The 16,191-nt window shown below is 46.6% G+C and carries 13 protein-coding genes; 6 read left to right on the top strand and 7 right to left on the bottom strand.

Going from position 1 to position 16,191, the window contains the following annotated elements:
* Positions 1-128: 128 nt before the first annotated feature.
* The 5 genes from BGP75_RS18250 (at position 129) to BGP75_RS18230 (ending at position 5,539) form a co-directional block, all read left to right on the top strand.
* Positions 129-380 (top strand): TIGR02647 family protein, encoded by a 252-nt coding sequence (locus BGP75_RS18250; RefSeq protein WP_076720302.1) that lies wholly within the window; start codon positions 129-131, stop codon positions 378-380.
* Between the two features lie 113 nt (positions 381-493).
* A complete protein-coding gene (locus BGP75_RS18245; RefSeq protein WP_076720301.1) occupies positions 494-1,465 on the top strand; it encodes a hypothetical protein in 972 nt (323 codons plus the stop codon).
* 135 nt (positions 1,466-1,600) lie between these two features.
* Entirely contained in the window at positions 1,601-2,167 is a 567-nt protein-coding gene (thpR, locus tag BGP75_RS18240) for an RNA 2',3'-cyclic phosphodiesterase (protein WP_076720300.1), read from the top strand.
* Positions 2,168-2,310: 143 nt separating this feature from the next.
* The gene (yegQ, locus tag BGP75_RS18235) at positions 2,311-3,666 is read left to right on the top strand and encodes a tRNA 5-hydroxyuridine modification protein YegQ (protein ID WP_076720409.1); all 1,356 of its coding nucleotides are present in this window, start codon (positions 2,311-2,313) and stop codon (positions 3,664-3,666) included.
* Positions 3,667-4,018: 352 nt separating this feature from the next.
* Positions 4,019-5,539 carry a fumarate hydratase gene (locus BGP75_RS18230; protein ID WP_076720299.1) on the top strand — a complete coding sequence of 507 codons (1,521 nt, stop codon included), beginning with the start codon at positions 4,019-4,021 and terminating at the stop codon, positions 5,537-5,539.
* A gap of 245 nt (positions 5,540-5,784) precedes the next feature.
* On the opposite strand, the gene BGP75_RS18225 is transcribed toward BGP75_RS18230, so the two are convergent.
* From BGP75_RS18225 to BGP75_RS18195, 7 genes are all read right to left on the bottom strand, one after another.
* Positions 5,785-6,717 carry a sensor domain-containing diguanylate cyclase gene (locus BGP75_RS18225; RefSeq protein ID WP_076720298.1) on the bottom strand — a complete coding sequence of 311 codons (933 nt, stop codon included), beginning with the start codon at positions 6,715-6,717 and terminating at the stop codon, positions 5,785-5,787.
* A gap of 345 nt (positions 6,718-7,062) precedes the next feature.
* Positions 7,063-7,956, bottom strand: a complete 894-nt coding sequence (locus BGP75_RS18220; protein WP_076720297.1) for an AEC family transporter — start codon at positions 7,954-7,956, stop codon at positions 7,063-7,065.
* Between the two features lie 185 nt (positions 7,957-8,141).
* Complete coding sequence (locus BGP75_RS18215; RefSeq protein ID WP_076720296.1) at positions 8,142-8,621, bottom strand: universal stress protein; 480 nt, start codon at positions 8,619-8,621, stop codon at positions 8,142-8,144.
* 26 nt (positions 8,622-8,647) lie between these two features.
* A complete protein-coding gene (locus tag BGP75_RS18210; RefSeq protein WP_076720295.1) occupies positions 8,648-11,530 on the bottom strand; it encodes an FAD-binding and (Fe-S)-binding domain-containing protein in 2,883 nt (960 codons plus the stop codon).
* Positions 11,531-11,754: 224 nt separating this feature from the next.
* A complete protein-coding gene (locus BGP75_RS18205) occupies positions 11,755-13,140 on the bottom strand; it encodes a TRAP transporter large permease subunit (RefSeq protein WP_076720294.1) in 1,386 nt (461 codons plus the stop codon).
* Complete coding sequence (locus tag BGP75_RS18200) at positions 13,140-13,667, bottom strand: TRAP transporter small permease subunit (RefSeq protein ID WP_076720293.1); 528 nt, start codon at positions 13,665-13,667, stop codon at positions 13,140-13,142. The genes BGP75_RS18205 and BGP75_RS18200 overlap by 1 nt, the downstream gene beginning before the upstream one ends.
* Before the next feature lie 116 nt (positions 13,668-13,783).
* Complete coding sequence (locus BGP75_RS18195) at positions 13,784-14,860, bottom strand: TRAP transporter substrate-binding protein (protein WP_076720292.1); 1,077 nt, start codon at positions 14,858-14,860, stop codon at positions 13,784-13,786.
* A gap of 427 nt (positions 14,861-15,287) precedes the next feature.
* Here BGP75_RS18195 and pdhR point away from each other — a divergent pair, with 427 nt between their 5' ends.
* The gene (pdhR, locus tag BGP75_RS18190; protein ID WP_076720291.1) at positions 15,288-16,049 is read left to right on the top strand and encodes a pyruvate dehydrogenase complex transcriptional repressor PdhR; all 762 of its coding nucleotides are present in this window, start codon (positions 15,288-15,290) and stop codon (positions 16,047-16,049) included.
* Positions 16,050-16,191: the final 142 nt, after the last annotated feature.

Raw genomic sequence — 16,191 nt, 5'->3', positions numbered from 1 at the left:
GCTTAAGAATTAAAGAGCATCGGGTCTTTCTTGTTGGGTAATCCTTCTTGTATATTGCGAGATTAGAGATGTAAAAAGTTTTTCGAAGTGACTTTGTAATAGAATCGTCAAACGCTTAAGGAATTATTATGAATAGAAGACTTTCTGCCAATGCTATTGCAGAGCTGGAGTTTCTGGCTCGCTATGAGCTGAGTTCATTACAGGCCGGTATTAAAGTTCATCATGATGCTCCGGTAGATGTTATTGCTGCGGCTGAGCGGCTTTTTGAGAAAGGCATGGTTAGCCAGAAAGATGGTGGTTACCTGACGGATCGTGGTATTGAGACAGCAGAGTCATTGCGGCGGGCTTTGGACTCTATTGGTGAGAATGCCTTCAGTTAAAAACCGGCCAGATGGCGAGTTAGCGGCTCATCAACATTTTATAACTCTGAGTCGATTTAACGTTATGGTTCCTTTTAAACAGTATTTCTGTACTCAACTAATCTGAGAAGTTCATGTCAAGGCAAGAAGAGTTTAATGATATTCCCAGCCTGGGGTCTGCTCGAGATGAGATGGATCATGGTGAAATTCCAACCTTGAAGCCTGCTACCGATGCAAAGAAGGCTCCTGGACCGATTTCGGTCGAAAAACCTTCTAAGACTCTTCCGCATTCCCTGGTTATTTTATTATTGGCAGCGATTGGTGGATTGGGTTATTGGTCATTTGATCAGATCACCAAACTGGAACTTAAGCTCTCAGCTGCTGAACTGGCGGTAGCACAATCGCAAAATCGTATTGCAGACATTGAGGCTTTAGTCAGTGCTGCCGATGAGAGTGCCAACAAATCGGGTGTTGCATTACAGGCTAAACTGCGTCAGCAGCTGCAAGAAGGCAAGGCTCGTGTTGAGCATGTTGATGCTGAAATCGGTAAGCTTTGGGCAATCTACCAAAAATATAAACCCATAATTGCCGCTTTGGAAAAACAACAGCAAGCCCATGGTGAGGAATTGGCATCGCAAAGGTCTGAATTGAGAACGGTTGGAGGTTCTTTGGATACCATCGGTTTATCCCTTGACCAGCAGACACAGTCACTCAATAAAACCAAAGAATCTGTCAGTGAAATTACGACTGATTTGGCCAGTCTGGAAACTAACCTGAGTACAGTTGAAAAAGAATTGAGCAGTATTCAAGCGGGTGGCGACAAGAAACTGGAACAGCAACAAGAGACGTTCTTAAGGCAATTGCGAGATCAGGACCTGGCCAATCAAGAGGTTGATGATCTGCAAGCTGCTCAATTAAGCGATATTCAAAACAGCATCAGAGCGCTCAGGGCTAAGCCGCAGCTACCAGCTGATCTGCAGAAACAGATTGCTGAGCATCAGGCCGCCTTAGAGTCGATCACCATTTTCCGCAAACAAGTCAATTCAGAGCTGCTTAAGCTGCGTCAGCGAATAGGCAGGTTGCAGACATCCAGCGCAAGTCAGTAGTCATTCATGGATGACTACTGGAGCGGTTGATTGTTGAAACCGGTGATTCTAATTTCGGGGTTTTTCTTGATTGTTTTTTGATCAAATGAAAGAATAGCCTTCTCCCACATTTGAGTACCTAGCCTTTTAGAATTAATGGATATTCGCGCATTTTTTGCTCTACCACTTAAACAAAATGTGGTTCGTCGCTTGGCTGATCATGCTGACACTCTCTGTCATTTGGATACTGATGGGGCTGTGGATTGGGTCGATTCTGATAGTTATCATTTGACTCTCTGTTTCTTGGGTAATATCAAGTTAAAACAGATTAACTCTCTTGAAACTCTGGTATCTAAAGCGCTCAGGAATACTGATTCATTTCAGCTTCATCTGGATAGAGGGGAGTATTATCGTGTCAGCGATGAACTTGCGCTACTGGCGGCACTGGCTGTTGCTGATTCCAGGTTGATTGCTTTGCGTCGTTTGTTGGTTGATGTAATAGGAGCTGTGGGTCTTAATACTGAGCAACAAAACTTTAAACCCCACGTCACTCTGGGGCGTATGAATGGTGCGCTGGGTTTCAGAGAGCCTGAGATATGGCCTGATTTGAATTTATTGAATCTTGCTGATGAAGTGGTTCTCTATCAGAGCAAGGCCGGAACTAATGGCTCGATTTATACACCTTTATTTAAGGTTCCGCTGGGGATTAAGGTTGAGGCGTAACCATTCGTAAGTGCCTTTAATTGGTGGGTTCTGTAAGTTTATGGTCTTTTTAGACCAGCTTCTGCTATTGGATTTAATTTTTTAACTCTTTTTTATGGTGCTGCTCCAGAATGGCAGTGCCTCATGTTTTGCTTGAGGTCATGATGTTTAAACCGGAATTACTTTCTCCTGCCGGAACTCTGAAAAATATGCACTACGCATTTGCGTATGGCGCAGATGCTGTCTATGCAGGCCAGCCCCGCTATAGCCTCCGTGTCAGGAACAATGACTTTAAGCTTGAAAATCTGGCAACCGGAATTAACGTTGCCCATGAACTTGGTCGTAAATTCTATGTGGCCAGTAATATCGCACCTCATAATTCAAAGCTGAAAAGCTATATGGAAGATATGGAGCCGGTGGTAGCCATGAAGCCTGATGCATTGATTATGTCAGATCCTGGCTTGATTATGATGGTAAGAGAACGCTGGCCTGAAGTACCTATTCATCTGTCGGTCCAGGCTAATGCAATGAACTATGCGTCGGTCAAATTCTGGCACAGTGTTGGTATTGAGCGAGTCATTTTATCCAGAGAGCTCTCTTTGGATGAGATCGAAGAGATACGTCAGCAATGTCCGGAAATGGAGCTGGAGGTGTTTGTTCATGGTGCCTTATGCATCGCCTATTCAGGCCGTTGCCTGCTTTCAGGCTATATCAATCACCGTGATCCGAATCAAGGGACATGCACTAACGCCTGCCGATGGAAATATGATGCCCATGAAGCGAAAGAAGACGAATCGGGTGATCTGGTACCGGTTCAGAGCTTTAATCCTCAAAAGGGTGCTGGAGATAACTCAGAACCTCAGTTGGGTAGCGGAAAGCCCACGGAAACAGCTTACCTGTTACAGGACGGTACTCGGCCCGGCGAATATATGCCTGCTTTTGAAGATGAGCATGGCACCTATATTATGAATTCAAAAGACCTTCGTGCAATCCAGCATGTGAAGCGCTTAACTGAAATGGGGGTTCACTCGCTGAAGATTGAGGGTCGAACAAAGTCACATTACTATGTGGCTCGGACCGCCCAGGTTTATCGTCAGGCTATTGATGATGCCGCAGCCGGTAGACCATTTGATATGAGTATGATGGATACGCTGGAGAACCTGGCAAACAGAGGTTACACCGAGGGATTCTATCGCCGTCACGTTCATGATGAATATCAAAATTACGAAACGGGAAATTCTATCGGGGTCCATCAGCAGTTTGTTGGTGAGGTTTTAAGCAGCAGCGGTGATATGCTGGAAATTGATGTTAAAAATCGCTTTGAATTGGGTGACTCTCTGGAAATCATGACTCCCAGCGGTAATCGTCAGTTTATCCTGGAGGAATTACGAAACCGCAAAGGAGAGGGTATAAAAGTAGCTCCGGGTAACGGGCATGTTGTTAGCATTCCTGTGCCTATGGATGCCAATATGGATCATGCGCTATTGATGCGAAACCTCCGTAATGCACCTCCTGGCTGACTTTGGAGCGCATCTATTCAATTCAGGTGGTTCTGAATTGTATGGCTAATCACTGCCAAAAGTCGATGAATATACCTCTTGGCGCCTCAGGCTTTTAGTGCTATTGGAAATCTAGTCAACGATAACAGAGGTACTGATTGTCTGTTGAAAACAGGGTCTCTAGACTAATGGCTCCTTTGGCGTGGGCGCCATTAGTGTATACTCTGTCCCAGTTTCGAAGTGGGCAAAGCGATCACAGAATCCTGTCCTTTCTTTCGAGGCAGTCGCAAGACTATTGCGCTCGATATCTTTTTTGCGACATATACTCACAAGCGTTTTATTTGCGAAGAACACGATAGGAGACCTCCGAAGCATGACTGTAATTCGTCAAGATGATCTCATCGACAGCGTTGCCGATGCCCTGCAATTTATTTCCTACTACCACCCGGTCGATTTTGTAAAAGCGGTTAATGAAGCCTATGAGCGGGAAGAATCCCAGGCCGCAAAGGACGCGATGGCGCAGATTCTGATTAATTCCCGGATGAGCGCAGAGGGTCATCGACCTTTGTGTCAGGATACTGGAATCGTTACGGTCTTTGTCAGCATTGGCATGGATGTGCAGTGGGATTCAAAGCTAAGTGTTGAAGAGATGATAAATGAAGGGGTGCGTCGTGCTTATACTCACCCGGATAATGTTCTGCGCGCTTCTGTGTTGGCTGATCCCGCAGGGGCTCGTCAAAATACCCGCGATAATACGCCTGCAGTCATACATATGTCAGTGGTGCCAGGTGATAAGGTGGACGTGCACGTAGCAGCCAAAGGCGGAGGATCTGAAAATAAGTCCAAAATGGTTATGCTTAACCCCAGTGACAGCATTGTTGATTGGGTGCTTAAAACAGTACCGACTATGGGGGCAGGCTGGTGCCCTCCAGGAATGTTGGGGCTTGGTATCGGTGGTACAGCAGAAAAAGCCGCTGTTCTGGCTAAGGAGTCGCTGCTTGATCCTATCGATATTCATGAGCTGCAGCAACGGGGTCCTCAGAATCGGGTTGAAGAGCTTCGACTCGAGCTTTTTGAGAAGGTCAATGATCTTGGTATTGGCGCTCAGGGTTTAGGTGGCTTAACGACGGTGTTGGATGTAAAGATTAAAGATTATCCAACCCACGCGGCCTCCCTTCCTGTGTGCATGATTCCTAACTGTGCGGCAACCCGGCATGCTCATTTTACTTTGAATGGTGATGGGCCAGCGCTGCAGACTCCTCCTTCTTTGGAAGACTGGCCAGAAGTAACATTTGAAGTAGGTCCAACGACTCGCCGTGTTAATCTTGATACCGTCACTCAGGAAGAGATAGAAACCTGGCTGCCAGGAGAAACAATTCTGCTGAATGGTAAGATGCTTACCGGTCGTGACGCCGCTCACAAAAAACTTTGCGGGATGATTGATGCAGGTGAGGAGTTGCCTGTTGATTTGAAAGGTCGTTTTATTTATTACGTAGGACCTGTTGATCCTGTTAAAGATGAGGTTGTTGGTCCGGCAGGTCCAACGACTTCTACTCGCATGGACAAGTTTACCCGTCAAGTGCTGGAGGCTACAGGCCTGATGGGAATGATCGGAAAAGCAGAACGGGGCCCTATGGCGATAGATGCCATAAAAGACAATAAGGCTGTTTATCTGATGGCTGTTGGCGGGGCTGCCTATTTGGTTTCTAAAGCCATCAAGGGATCAAAAACTCTGGCATTTCCTGAACTTGGAATGGAAGCAATCTACGAATTTGATGTTAAGGATATGCCTGTAACCGTTGCTGTGGACGTAAATGGTGAATCTGTTCATCAGACTGGACCACAGAAGTGGCAGAAAATTATCGCAGAAACCAAAGCGGTTGAAGTGGAATAAAGTCTCTTCTTTACAGGTGAATAAATGCGGTCCATGGGCCGCATTTTTTTATCTATAAATGGGCTAAAAAAAAGGCCACCGAACGGTGGCCTAAATGCTTAAACAAAGATAGGTTGGAGTCAGTAGATTATCACAATAAACTGTTAATGCAAAACAAAATGATAATTATTCTTATTATTGTTTTTAGGATTGGCTTCCTGCGTCATATCGAGCATTCACTATCGGCTTTGACGGTCTCTCTGGGTTTAGCAGGCAGACACACTTCGGGTTGCCGGTTCTGAGGTTGTGGGCACATCGGAGGCAATTTGCGCCTGATTTCCACCGAGGTGTTTTGCCTGGTACATGGCCAGATCAGCACGTCTGAAAAACTGCTCTGGTCCTTCCTTGGGCTGCAATTCTGCGATTCCTATACTAATCCCTACTTCAGGGGCATTGTCCATGCAGCTTAGGGGCGATTTCTGGACTAAACCTGACAGCAGCCGCTGCGCAACAGTTAAGCTTTGTTGCTGCCCAGACTCGGGTAATAGCAGCATGAATTCATCACCACCGTAGCGGAAGCCATAATCTGAGGTGCGTAGTTCTTCACGAATCAGGCTTCCCATAAAACTGATAAGATTATCGCCTGCCATATGGCCCAGCTGGTCGTTGACCAGTTTAAAGTTATCCATATCGATACAGACTAATGTCAACGGGTGGTTGTAGCGATTGCTGCGTGCAATTTCTTTGACTAATGTGGATTGAAAGTGGCGCTGATTAAAAAGCCCTGTTAAACCATCGGTGATAGATAGTTGTTTCAGGGATTTTTCCAGTGCTTTTCTTAAGGTTAAGTCGTGAAAAAAGCCAATACTACCGATTTCCTTATCGTTCTCCATGACCAGAGTGGCTGATATCTGGATAGGGACAATGCGATCATTTCTATCTTTAAGAGCAGATTCGTGGCCTTGGATCTGACCATAACCGTTGATTTCCGAGTTGTACATCAATCGCTTAACTTCCCGTCCCGCTTCTGGGGGGTGGTATATATCAGCAATATTCAGTGTTCCGATCACTTCTTTGGCATCATAGCCAAGTAGTTTCTCGGCAGCGCGGTTGAAAAGGGTGATGTATCCCGCTCTATCGACACCAATTATTGGATCGGGACAAATGCGGGCCAGTTGATCGCTGAATGATTTAGGCATGATGACTCTATGATGCTCTTATTATTTTCCAATAGAAAACATGCGTTTAAATCCGAATTCACAATATCCCTGTGGCCAAAGCAGCGATAATTCGTGGTAGGGGATACTATCAGGATGACGATATTACTCAGATGGCTAACTGTACCCGATTGTGGTTGATAGACCAATGGTGAAGAGTAAATAATCTACGGTGAATTGTAATGACTTTATCAGTTTCAAACCAGTGTTGGGGATGGTTATCTTTTCAGGTGAGGTAGGTGATTTGTCTGAGTTCTGGTTTGGCTCGATCAAGGCAGCTTGATAATCGGTTGGATTATCAAGCTGTGCTCGGGTATGAACAGCGGCTCATAGAGCAAAAGCAAGTACCGCTGGAATAATGATCAAGCTTCCCATGTTTCCTATCAGTACAATTGATGCAACGCGATGAGGTTCCTGACGATAGCGTTCAGCTATCATGTAGTTGAGTACAGCGGGTGGCAGTGCACTGAATACCAGTAATATTGAAAACTGTTGTTCGTCTAAACCGAGCCAGGGTTTACAAAGGAGTGCGACGGCTATCCCTGAAAGAGGGCAGAGAACAGCTCCTAAAACACCTTCTTTGATATCGCCAAACCCTACTTGAACAATTCGAATACCCAGGGTAAACAGCATTAGAGGAATGGCAATTTGACCGAGCATTTCGATAGGGAGTGCAAAAGCCAGAGGAAGTGACCAGCCGGAGATACTCCAGAGCAAACCTGCTATGGTTGCCATCATCATCGGCATTTTTAGCAAATTCAGTGGGTGAGTATGGCGGTCAAGCATGAAAATGCCAAGACTCATGTGCAGAGTGTTTTCAATGATAAACAAAATGACCGCCGCAGGCAGCGCTTGTTCTCCGAATGCCAATACCAGCAAAGGAATGCCCAGGTTCCCGGAGTTGTTGAACATCATGGGAGGGAGAAAGGTGCGCAGGTTTATTCTGAACAGCTTCAGCACTGGCCAGGCAACTATCCCGGAGCCGACAATGACAAGAAAGCCGCCAAAAGCCAGCTGTTGATACTGGCTAAGCGGAAAGGCCTGATTGGCAAGAGAGTGGAATATCAGTGCCGGTAGAAACAGGTCCATATTCGCCTGATTCGCGAATTCAATGTTTGCTGTTTTATGGCGGCCATATAGAAATCCTGCCAGGACGATGACAAATAGCGGAAAAACGGTGAGAAAAATCCGTTCGACCAGTAGCAAGGTAGTTTCCTGCATCTGATAATTGCCCCGGTATATGGCGGTTGGTTGGGTTTGCTATTGCTGACAAACCTGAATTGAAATGATGTTGGCTGTCGAAAATGTCACTCCAGATGCAGCTTAAATGAGAGCTACATCTGGTTGACACTGCTTGGATCGTACCGTTTTTTGTGAATCGCACTCCTTGGCAATCCAAACAGAGGTTAGCCCTCGGTTGGTACGACCAGAACCGGAAGTTTAGCGTATTTGATTACTTGCCTGGTGGTATTGCTGCTGCGGCCAAGGGTATTGTGCGAGCCCATGACAATAAGATCTGCACCAAATTGTTTCGCGGCACCGACAATGGAGTCTGTGTGATTGCCTTCAGCAACGACCTGTTCAATGTCCAGAGTAAGCCCTGTGTTTAATGCGCTGAGTTCATCTTCATAGAATTTAACCACACGTTCTTTCATGGTGGTCTTTATGTTTTCAATACCTTCGTCGTGCATTTTCTTGACCAGGTCTTCTGGTAAATAGTTTTCAATCAGGGCATGACCCATTTCGCCAATGGGCTCGACAACATGCAACATGACGATCTTGGCTTGATAAAGGCTTGCCAGTTTTATTGCCTGGCGGAACACTGGGCGTGTGTGCTTGCTCAGGGAGGTAGTGTAAAGAATAGTTTTAACTTCAGGCAGTGACATTCGCGCGCTCCTTAATATTGCACTGTTTATACAGTTGTCGTTTGCAACCGCTCATTCTCCTTGGTGGTATGAGCTGCAGTCAGTTTTGGCTGAGAGCAGCGATCAACAAGGTAGACGATGGATTTATACTCTATCCCACTATGGTATGACAAACCTATTTCGCAGGTGCGGCTTGTAGAGAATCCTTCTGTGCATTCTTCCGGGAAGGAACCCTTCAGTGTACGCAGGGCTGATTCATTTAACTCAGGTGTTGAGAAACCTTTATCACCGGCAAATCCGCAGCAAGTAACCTGCTCGGGAATGATGACTTGCTTAGCGCAGGTTCGGGCGATTTTGGTCAACTTCTCTCCAAGCGCCATTCGCGTTGCACTGCAGGTGATGTGTAAAGCAATAGGAGCCTCTGAAGGAGTTATAATCAATCGGTCCAACAGGAATGTATCAATAAACTCTATTGATTCGTATATCTTAAGGCGCTCGTCCAGTTCATCTTTCATTTTTAGAGAACAGGGACTGGTATCCGAATAGATGGGGTATTCGCCATTATTTGAAGCTTCAAGAAGCGCTTTTTCCATCTCCATCGCCTTACTTTGAGAAGCCTCAAACATACCCTTACTCTGGAAGGGTGTTCCACAACACAGGCTTTCTAACCCTTGTGGGTAGATCACGTTAAAACCGGCCTTAAGCAACAGTGCTTCGGTAACCTCCGCCAAGGCTCTGGTTTCACTGCTGTCTCGCTGAGGCCCCATGGTACGGCTCGCGCAGCTGGGGATATAGACGACTTTAGGAGCCTGCTCAGCGTTAATACTCTTAGATGAACCGGGTTTGATTGCAGGCGCTGCGGTGGGCATCGATGGCAGCCATTGTTGAACCGCACCGCCGGTTAATTTACGTGCTGTAGCTGTAATAGCTGTCATTGCTTTTGTGCCGATCAGGCCGTGGGTCGCATCGGCCACTTTAAAGACCAAACGGGTGGTTTTGGTGATCCCGCCGTAGTGTTCTGCCAGCCATTTTGCCTTGCCTGTATGTTTGGCATTTTGGCGACTACGAATAGACCGGGTTAAATCACCTGTGTTGATACCTACAGGGCAGGTTGTTGAACAGAGGCCGCAGGCTGCACAGGTATCAGTACCTTGATATCGATAATCTTCCTGCAGTACGCGCAGTCGCTCAGGGTCTTCTCCGCTGGCTTCCAGGCGAGCTATTTCCCGAGTAATAACTATGCGTTGTCGTGGTGTCAGCGTTAGCGCCCGTGATGGACAGGTTGGTTCACAAAAGCCGCATTCAATACATTTATCGATAAGAGGATCAGCAGCAGGCATCAGTTTTAAATTTTCCAGATGTACCTTGTTATTGCGATTCAGTAGTACACCGGGATTTAAAAGGTTTTGTGGGTCAAACAGCTCCTTTATTTCCCACATCAGTTGATAGGCATCGACTCCCCATTCCTGTTCAACGTAGGGGGCCATATTCCGACCGGTGCCGTGCTCTGCCTTAAGAGAACCATCATATTTTCCCACCACGAGGTCCGCAACGGCATCCATCAGTTGCTCATAGCGTTGAACTTCCGCGTCAGTGTCAAATGATTGCGTAAAGACAAAATGTAAATTGCCTTCCAGGGCGTGACCAAAAATTAAGGCTTCGTGATAATGAAACTGCTTGAATAACTGGTGCAGATCATGGACTGCTTCTGCCAGTTGCTCAACCGGAAAAGCAACGTCCTCAATAATCACCGTGGTGCCTGTTAAGCGAACGGCTCCGACTGCGGGAAACAGTCCTTTACGAATAGCCCAGTACTGACCAAACTTCGCAGGATCATCTGTAAACTCAACTGGATAGATTGTTTCGAACTCCTCAAGAGCTTTGAGGATAGTCTCAACGTTTTGAAATAGCCCTGCTTTGCTGTCCCCTCTGGTTTCCACCAGCAATGCGGCAGCATGTTCACCTAACTCTTTGATAAAAGATGGCATTCCTTCCTTGTTTTCTACTGAGTGCAGGCCTGCGCGATCAATCAGTTCGACGGCGGATACCGGAGATTGTTTAAGTCGAGCAACCGCACGGCAGGTGATCTCTACAGTGGGGAAGAAAATCATCGCCGAAGCTTTATCCGGATGCTCATCAACGGTGCGATAAGTAATTTCAGAAATGAACCCCAGAGTACCCTCGGAGCCAATCATCAGATGCTGAAGGATGTCGAAGGGATCTTCAAAATCTACCAATGAATTGAGGGCATAGCCTGTTGTGTTTTTTAATCGGTACTTGTGACGTATACGATCGTGAAGCGGTTTATTGGCTTTGGTTTGCCTGGATAGGGCCTGTAAAGCATCCAATAAGCCTTGATGGGACGCTTCAAATTGCTTCCGACTGGTGTCATTACCAGTATCCAGCTCCGTGCCGTCCGCCAGTATGAGCTTCATGCTGCTGAGGGTGTTGTAACTGTTCTGAGCGGTTCCGCAACACATGCCGCTGGCATTATTTGCAGCAATTCCACCGATCATTGCTGTGTTGATGGAAGCGGGATCGGGACCGATCTTTTTATGAAAAGGTGCCAGAAAACGGTTGGCATGTCCGCCAATGACGCCCGGTTGCAAGGTTACTAAGGATGCATCCTCATTGACCGTATGGCTTCTCCAGCCATCTCCGAGCTGTAAAAGTACCGAATCAGTTATGGCCTGGCCTGACAGGCTGGTGCCAGCTGCGCGGAATGTAATGGGAATACTTCGTTGACGAGCACCGCGAACAATTGCGGCCACTTCTTCACTGGACTCGGCACGGATTACAATCTTCGGGATGAGTCGATAGAAACTGGCATCGGTTCCGTAGGCAAGGGTTCTCAATGGATCGCGAATCAGGCGTTGCTCAGGAATGAACTCCTGTAGATGGGAATAAAATTCTTGATAGTCGATGCTCATCGGAATTCTCACATTCAGGCAGTATACAAATACTCTGTATACGGAGTAGAGGTCTTGTTTAGGTAGCGTTTGGTTACCAAGTCATAAAGTGAGTCAGAACGCTAGCTGTTGTTTTCGGTGACCTCTGTTTGCTGGTTAATTAAACAGCCCAGTTGTTGGTATTGTTATTGGTATTATAGGGCGAACACCGGTTCGCCCGTTAATAACACCGTCAAAGGACATTACTAGCTGTAGGCTGCAGCCGGAAGCCAGATAACCAGCTGTGGCCAGAGCACCAGAATCAGCAAGCCTAGTAACTGCAGAATAATAAACGGAATAACTCCCTTATAGATATCTGACAGTTTGACATCTGGTGGACAGACTCCTTTCAGATAGAACAGGGCGAAGCCAACCGGAGGGGTTAAGAATGATGTCTGTAAGGCCATCGCAACCAACATTACAAACCAGACAAGTTCCGGGTTATCCACTACACCATAGCCGTCGATATTAAGCCCCAGAGCCGATATCACCGGTGCCAGCAACGGCAGAATAATCAGTGTAATTTCGATCCAGTCGAGGAAGAAGCCGAGTAGGAAAATCACACAAAGGATAAAGGCGATAATCCCGTAGGGTCCAAATGGCAAACCGGTAAGGAAAGATTCGATCAGTTCGTCACCGCCTAACTCGCGTAGTACCAGCGCGAAGCAGGTAGCACCAATAAAGATGGCAAAAATATAGGCAGTGGTATTGTAGGTTCCCTGCATGACTTCTTTCAGCACTTTGAAGCTGAACTTTCTGTTATACGCAGCCAACAAGGTTGCGCCTAAAGCACCCACCCCTGAAGCTTCGGTCGGAGTTGCTATACCACCGAAGATAGAACCTAACACAGCAAAGATAAGAAATAATGTTGGCAGTACCGCTTTTAATACTCCAAAAAAAGCCTGTGCAGTGATTGGTTTGGCATCGTCTGGTATCGGAGCCGCTTTCGGATTAAGAAAGCCGACCATCAATATATAGACAATGTACATTGCACCAAGAATCAGTCCTGGGAATACGGCCCCCATAAACAGATCGCCAACAGATAAGCCGAGCTGGTCTGCCATGATGACTAACATGATGCTGGGGGGGATCAGAATACCCAGAGTACCAGCGCTGGCTATGGTTCCTAAAGCTAACGGTTTTGAGTAGCCCTGCTTAAGCATTGAGGGCAGGGACATGACTGCAAGCAGCACAACAGAGGCGCCGATAATACCGGTGGAAGCAGCAAGTATGATGCCGATCGCCGTGACGGTAATGGCAAGGCCTCCGCGAACGCGACCAAACAGCTCTTGCATGGAAAGCATTAAGCGTTCGGCAACACCGGATTTGTCCAGCATTATTCCCATGAATATAAACATCGGTAATGCGACCAGGATCCAGTTATCCATGATCTTATAGAGTCTGTTAACGACCAAGCCCAAAGTCGTGAAGTCCAGGCCGGTCATGGTGTCCATGTAAAGGTCTGTGTAATAGCCGGCAAAGGCAAAAGCAACGCCAATACCACCGAGGACATATGCGACAGGGATACCGGTAAACAGTAGAACGATGAACGAAGCGAACATCGCGATGACTAGAATCTCATTGATTTCCATCAGTGTTCTCCCCGAACTAACAACACAAAGTCACGAATCAGACGGGAGATCACCGCCAGGCCGAGAAGGCCGAAACTGACTGGTATAACCGACTTGATGGCCCAACGCCATGGCAGGCCTGAGGGGGAGGACGATGACTCATTGATACGCCAGGAGTCAGCAACAAAATCAAGACTGTGGGAAAAAATCACATAGATAAACGGAAGAACAAGAAGAATAATTCCAATAATTTCAATTATGTACTTGGTTCGCTGGCGAAATCCGCCATAGAACAGATCTACTCGAATATGGGCATTATTGACCTGAGCGTAGGAAATTCCAAACATGACACCCATGGCGTAGAGGTGCCACTGCAGCTCTTCAAGCACAATAAGGCCGCTGGAGAATCCTTTTCGCAGAATAACCTGGGTGATAATGACCAAGACCAATAGAACGTATACCCAAGCAATGCCGTGTCCTACTTTACGTATGAAAGCATCAATCGAGTCAGAAATGGGTACTGAGAGAGATTTGTTATTATCAGTCACGAGATAAAACCTTTGCGGGTGGGATGCGGACCAGACTGACCTCGGCAACTAAGCGGGGGGAAGAGTGCTCCCCCCGCAACCGAGCATGTACTATTTAGCTTACTTCAGGCTGTAGCTTATTGCAGGTTTGGCTTTGGACGAGGCAGGAATGCATTTGCTTCCCACAGATTATAGCCGTCACGGAAGTTGCTCATGTCATCATAGACTTTCTTGAAGAAAGCATCCTGACTTTTCTCTGCAACCACCTCATCCCACTTGGATTTGAAGGTGGCCAGCATTTCTTCACTCCAGTAGCGGATTTCAACGCCATTAGCTTCGGCCTTTTTCATCACTTCAAACTGCATGGACTCACCTTCGGCGATAGAGTTTGTCATGGAAGCCTTACAGGTGTTTTCCAGGATAGCCTGGTTGGTTTTACCCATTTTTTTCCAGGCTTCTTTATTAACAAGAAGCTCAAACACAGTGGACTGCTGATGCCAGCCAGGGAAATAGTTGTATTTGACAATTTTGTGGAAGCCTAAGCGCTGATCGATAGCTGGCTGAGAGAATTCAGATGCGTCAATGGCACCTTTCTCTAATGCACCAAAGATTTCTCCACCGGGAAGCTGGACAGTACCAACACCTAATTTTTCCATAACGTTAGCGCCAAGACCGAAGAAGCGCATGTTCAGGCCTTGCAGGTCTTCTACTTTTTCGATGGGCTTGGCAAACCAGCCAGAGGTTTCAGGAGAGATAATTGCACAGGGCAGCACTTTCACATTGTAACCAGCATTGTCATACATTTCCTGGTACAGGCTCAGACCGTTACCGTAAAACATCCAGGCCAGGTATTCTCCAGCTTCTGGTCCAAACGGTACTGCAGAAAACAGCGCTGCTGCAGGCATTTTGCCCTGCCAGTATCCGGCGGTGGCATAACCAGAGTTGACCTTGCCGCTAGAAACCGCATCCAGGATTTCAGGAGGAGCAACAAGCTTTCCCGGCTCATAGATTTTCATCTTCAGATTTCCGCCACTCATCACTGGCAGCTGCTCGGAAACCCACTTTATTGGTGTTCCCAGTGCTGGCAGGTGGGTACCAAATGCAATTGGAGTTTTCAGAAGCAATTTGTCGGCAGCAAGGGCAGGGGCTGTAACGGAAAGAGTTGCGGCGGTTACTGCAGCGGCTGTCAGCGCGGATTTGGCAAACTTCTTCATGTTATATCCTCGGGATATTTCGTTTTTTTTATGTGGTGAGTCGGATTGCTTTCTTTTCTTTGTTAAGCGGGTTTATCAAACACGCTGATCATGAAAGCTCTTCGAAGTACCGTTTGGTTTATTGGTAATACCAATTATCCTTGGGTGTTATTACACTATCTTCTCTGTGGATAAGATGTCAAGTCGTCTTGATAAAAAATGAACAAATAATAACCAGGTTGTTGACAAGCGGCCCTGAAATAAGGCTTTTAATAATAGGTAGGTTTAGAGTTTTCAGTTGATTTAATCACTGATGGGATTAGTAAGTGGATAATCTATTGATGTTTTTGGTAATACCAATTGTTTTCTGGTGAAAATTTTAGTCAGGTATAGCCATTGAGATGAGATCTGGTATCTTTGGTAAGGCCAATGCTGATGTGTGAATGAGATGACATACCGACGAGTGAAACAACCGAAAATTTCCGACGCCATCATGGAAGAGTTGGAGACTATGATTCTGGAAGGGAGTCTGGAGCCTGGGCAGCGACTTCCCTCGGAAAGAGATCTTGCCAAGCGGTTTGAGGTTTCCAGACCTTCTTTACGTGAAGCCATTCAAAAGCTAGTGGCCAAAGGGCTGCTGACGAGCAGGCAGGGCGGCGGAACCTATGTGTCTGAAAAAATAGGTGCTTCTTTTTCTGACCCGCTGATGGAGCTTTTTTCATCTCACCCTGAGGCTCAGTACGACTTGCTGGAGTTTCGTCATGCGCTGGAAGGGGTCATTGCTTACTATGCGGCACTGCGGAGTACTGAGGCAGACAAGGCTGCTATCAGAAAGCATTATGACGAGCTTGAAGGCTACCACCGAAGTAAAGAGTTTGAGAAAGAAGTGGCAGCGGACGTCGATTTTCATCTCTGTATTGCTGGTGCGACGCACAACATGGTGCTTTTACACACCATGAGGGCGTTGTTAAGTCTGTTGCGAAAGAATGTTATGAGTAACCTTTCGAATATCTACCCCAAGGCAGGCCACCGAACCAAAATTCATGCCCAGCACAAGGTGCTGATGGATGCTATCTTTGCAGGCAATCCGGAGGAGGCACGTCAAGCTGCTCATGAGCACCTGGCTTATGTGGAGGAGGCGTTGTTGGAATACGGCAAAGAAGAAACCCGGCTCGAACGATCATTACGTAGGGCAAACATATCCAGCTAATTTATCTAAATGTAGTATTACTACATATTTGCGGAATTTATGTCTGTTGTTGTGTATTTTGTAGACATCTTTAGGTTGTTTCTGTAGTATTCCTACAGTTTTTTACACGAGGTGGTATGTTGCGTTGCAGCGTGAATACTGC

The sequence above is a fragment of the Motiliproteus sp. MSK22-1 genome, assembly GCF_001968815.1.
Classification (GTDB): domain Bacteria; phylum Pseudomonadota; class Gammaproteobacteria; order Pseudomonadales; family Balneatricaceae; genus Motiliproteus.
This window is presented reverse-complemented; position numbering and strand designations above follow the sequence as displayed.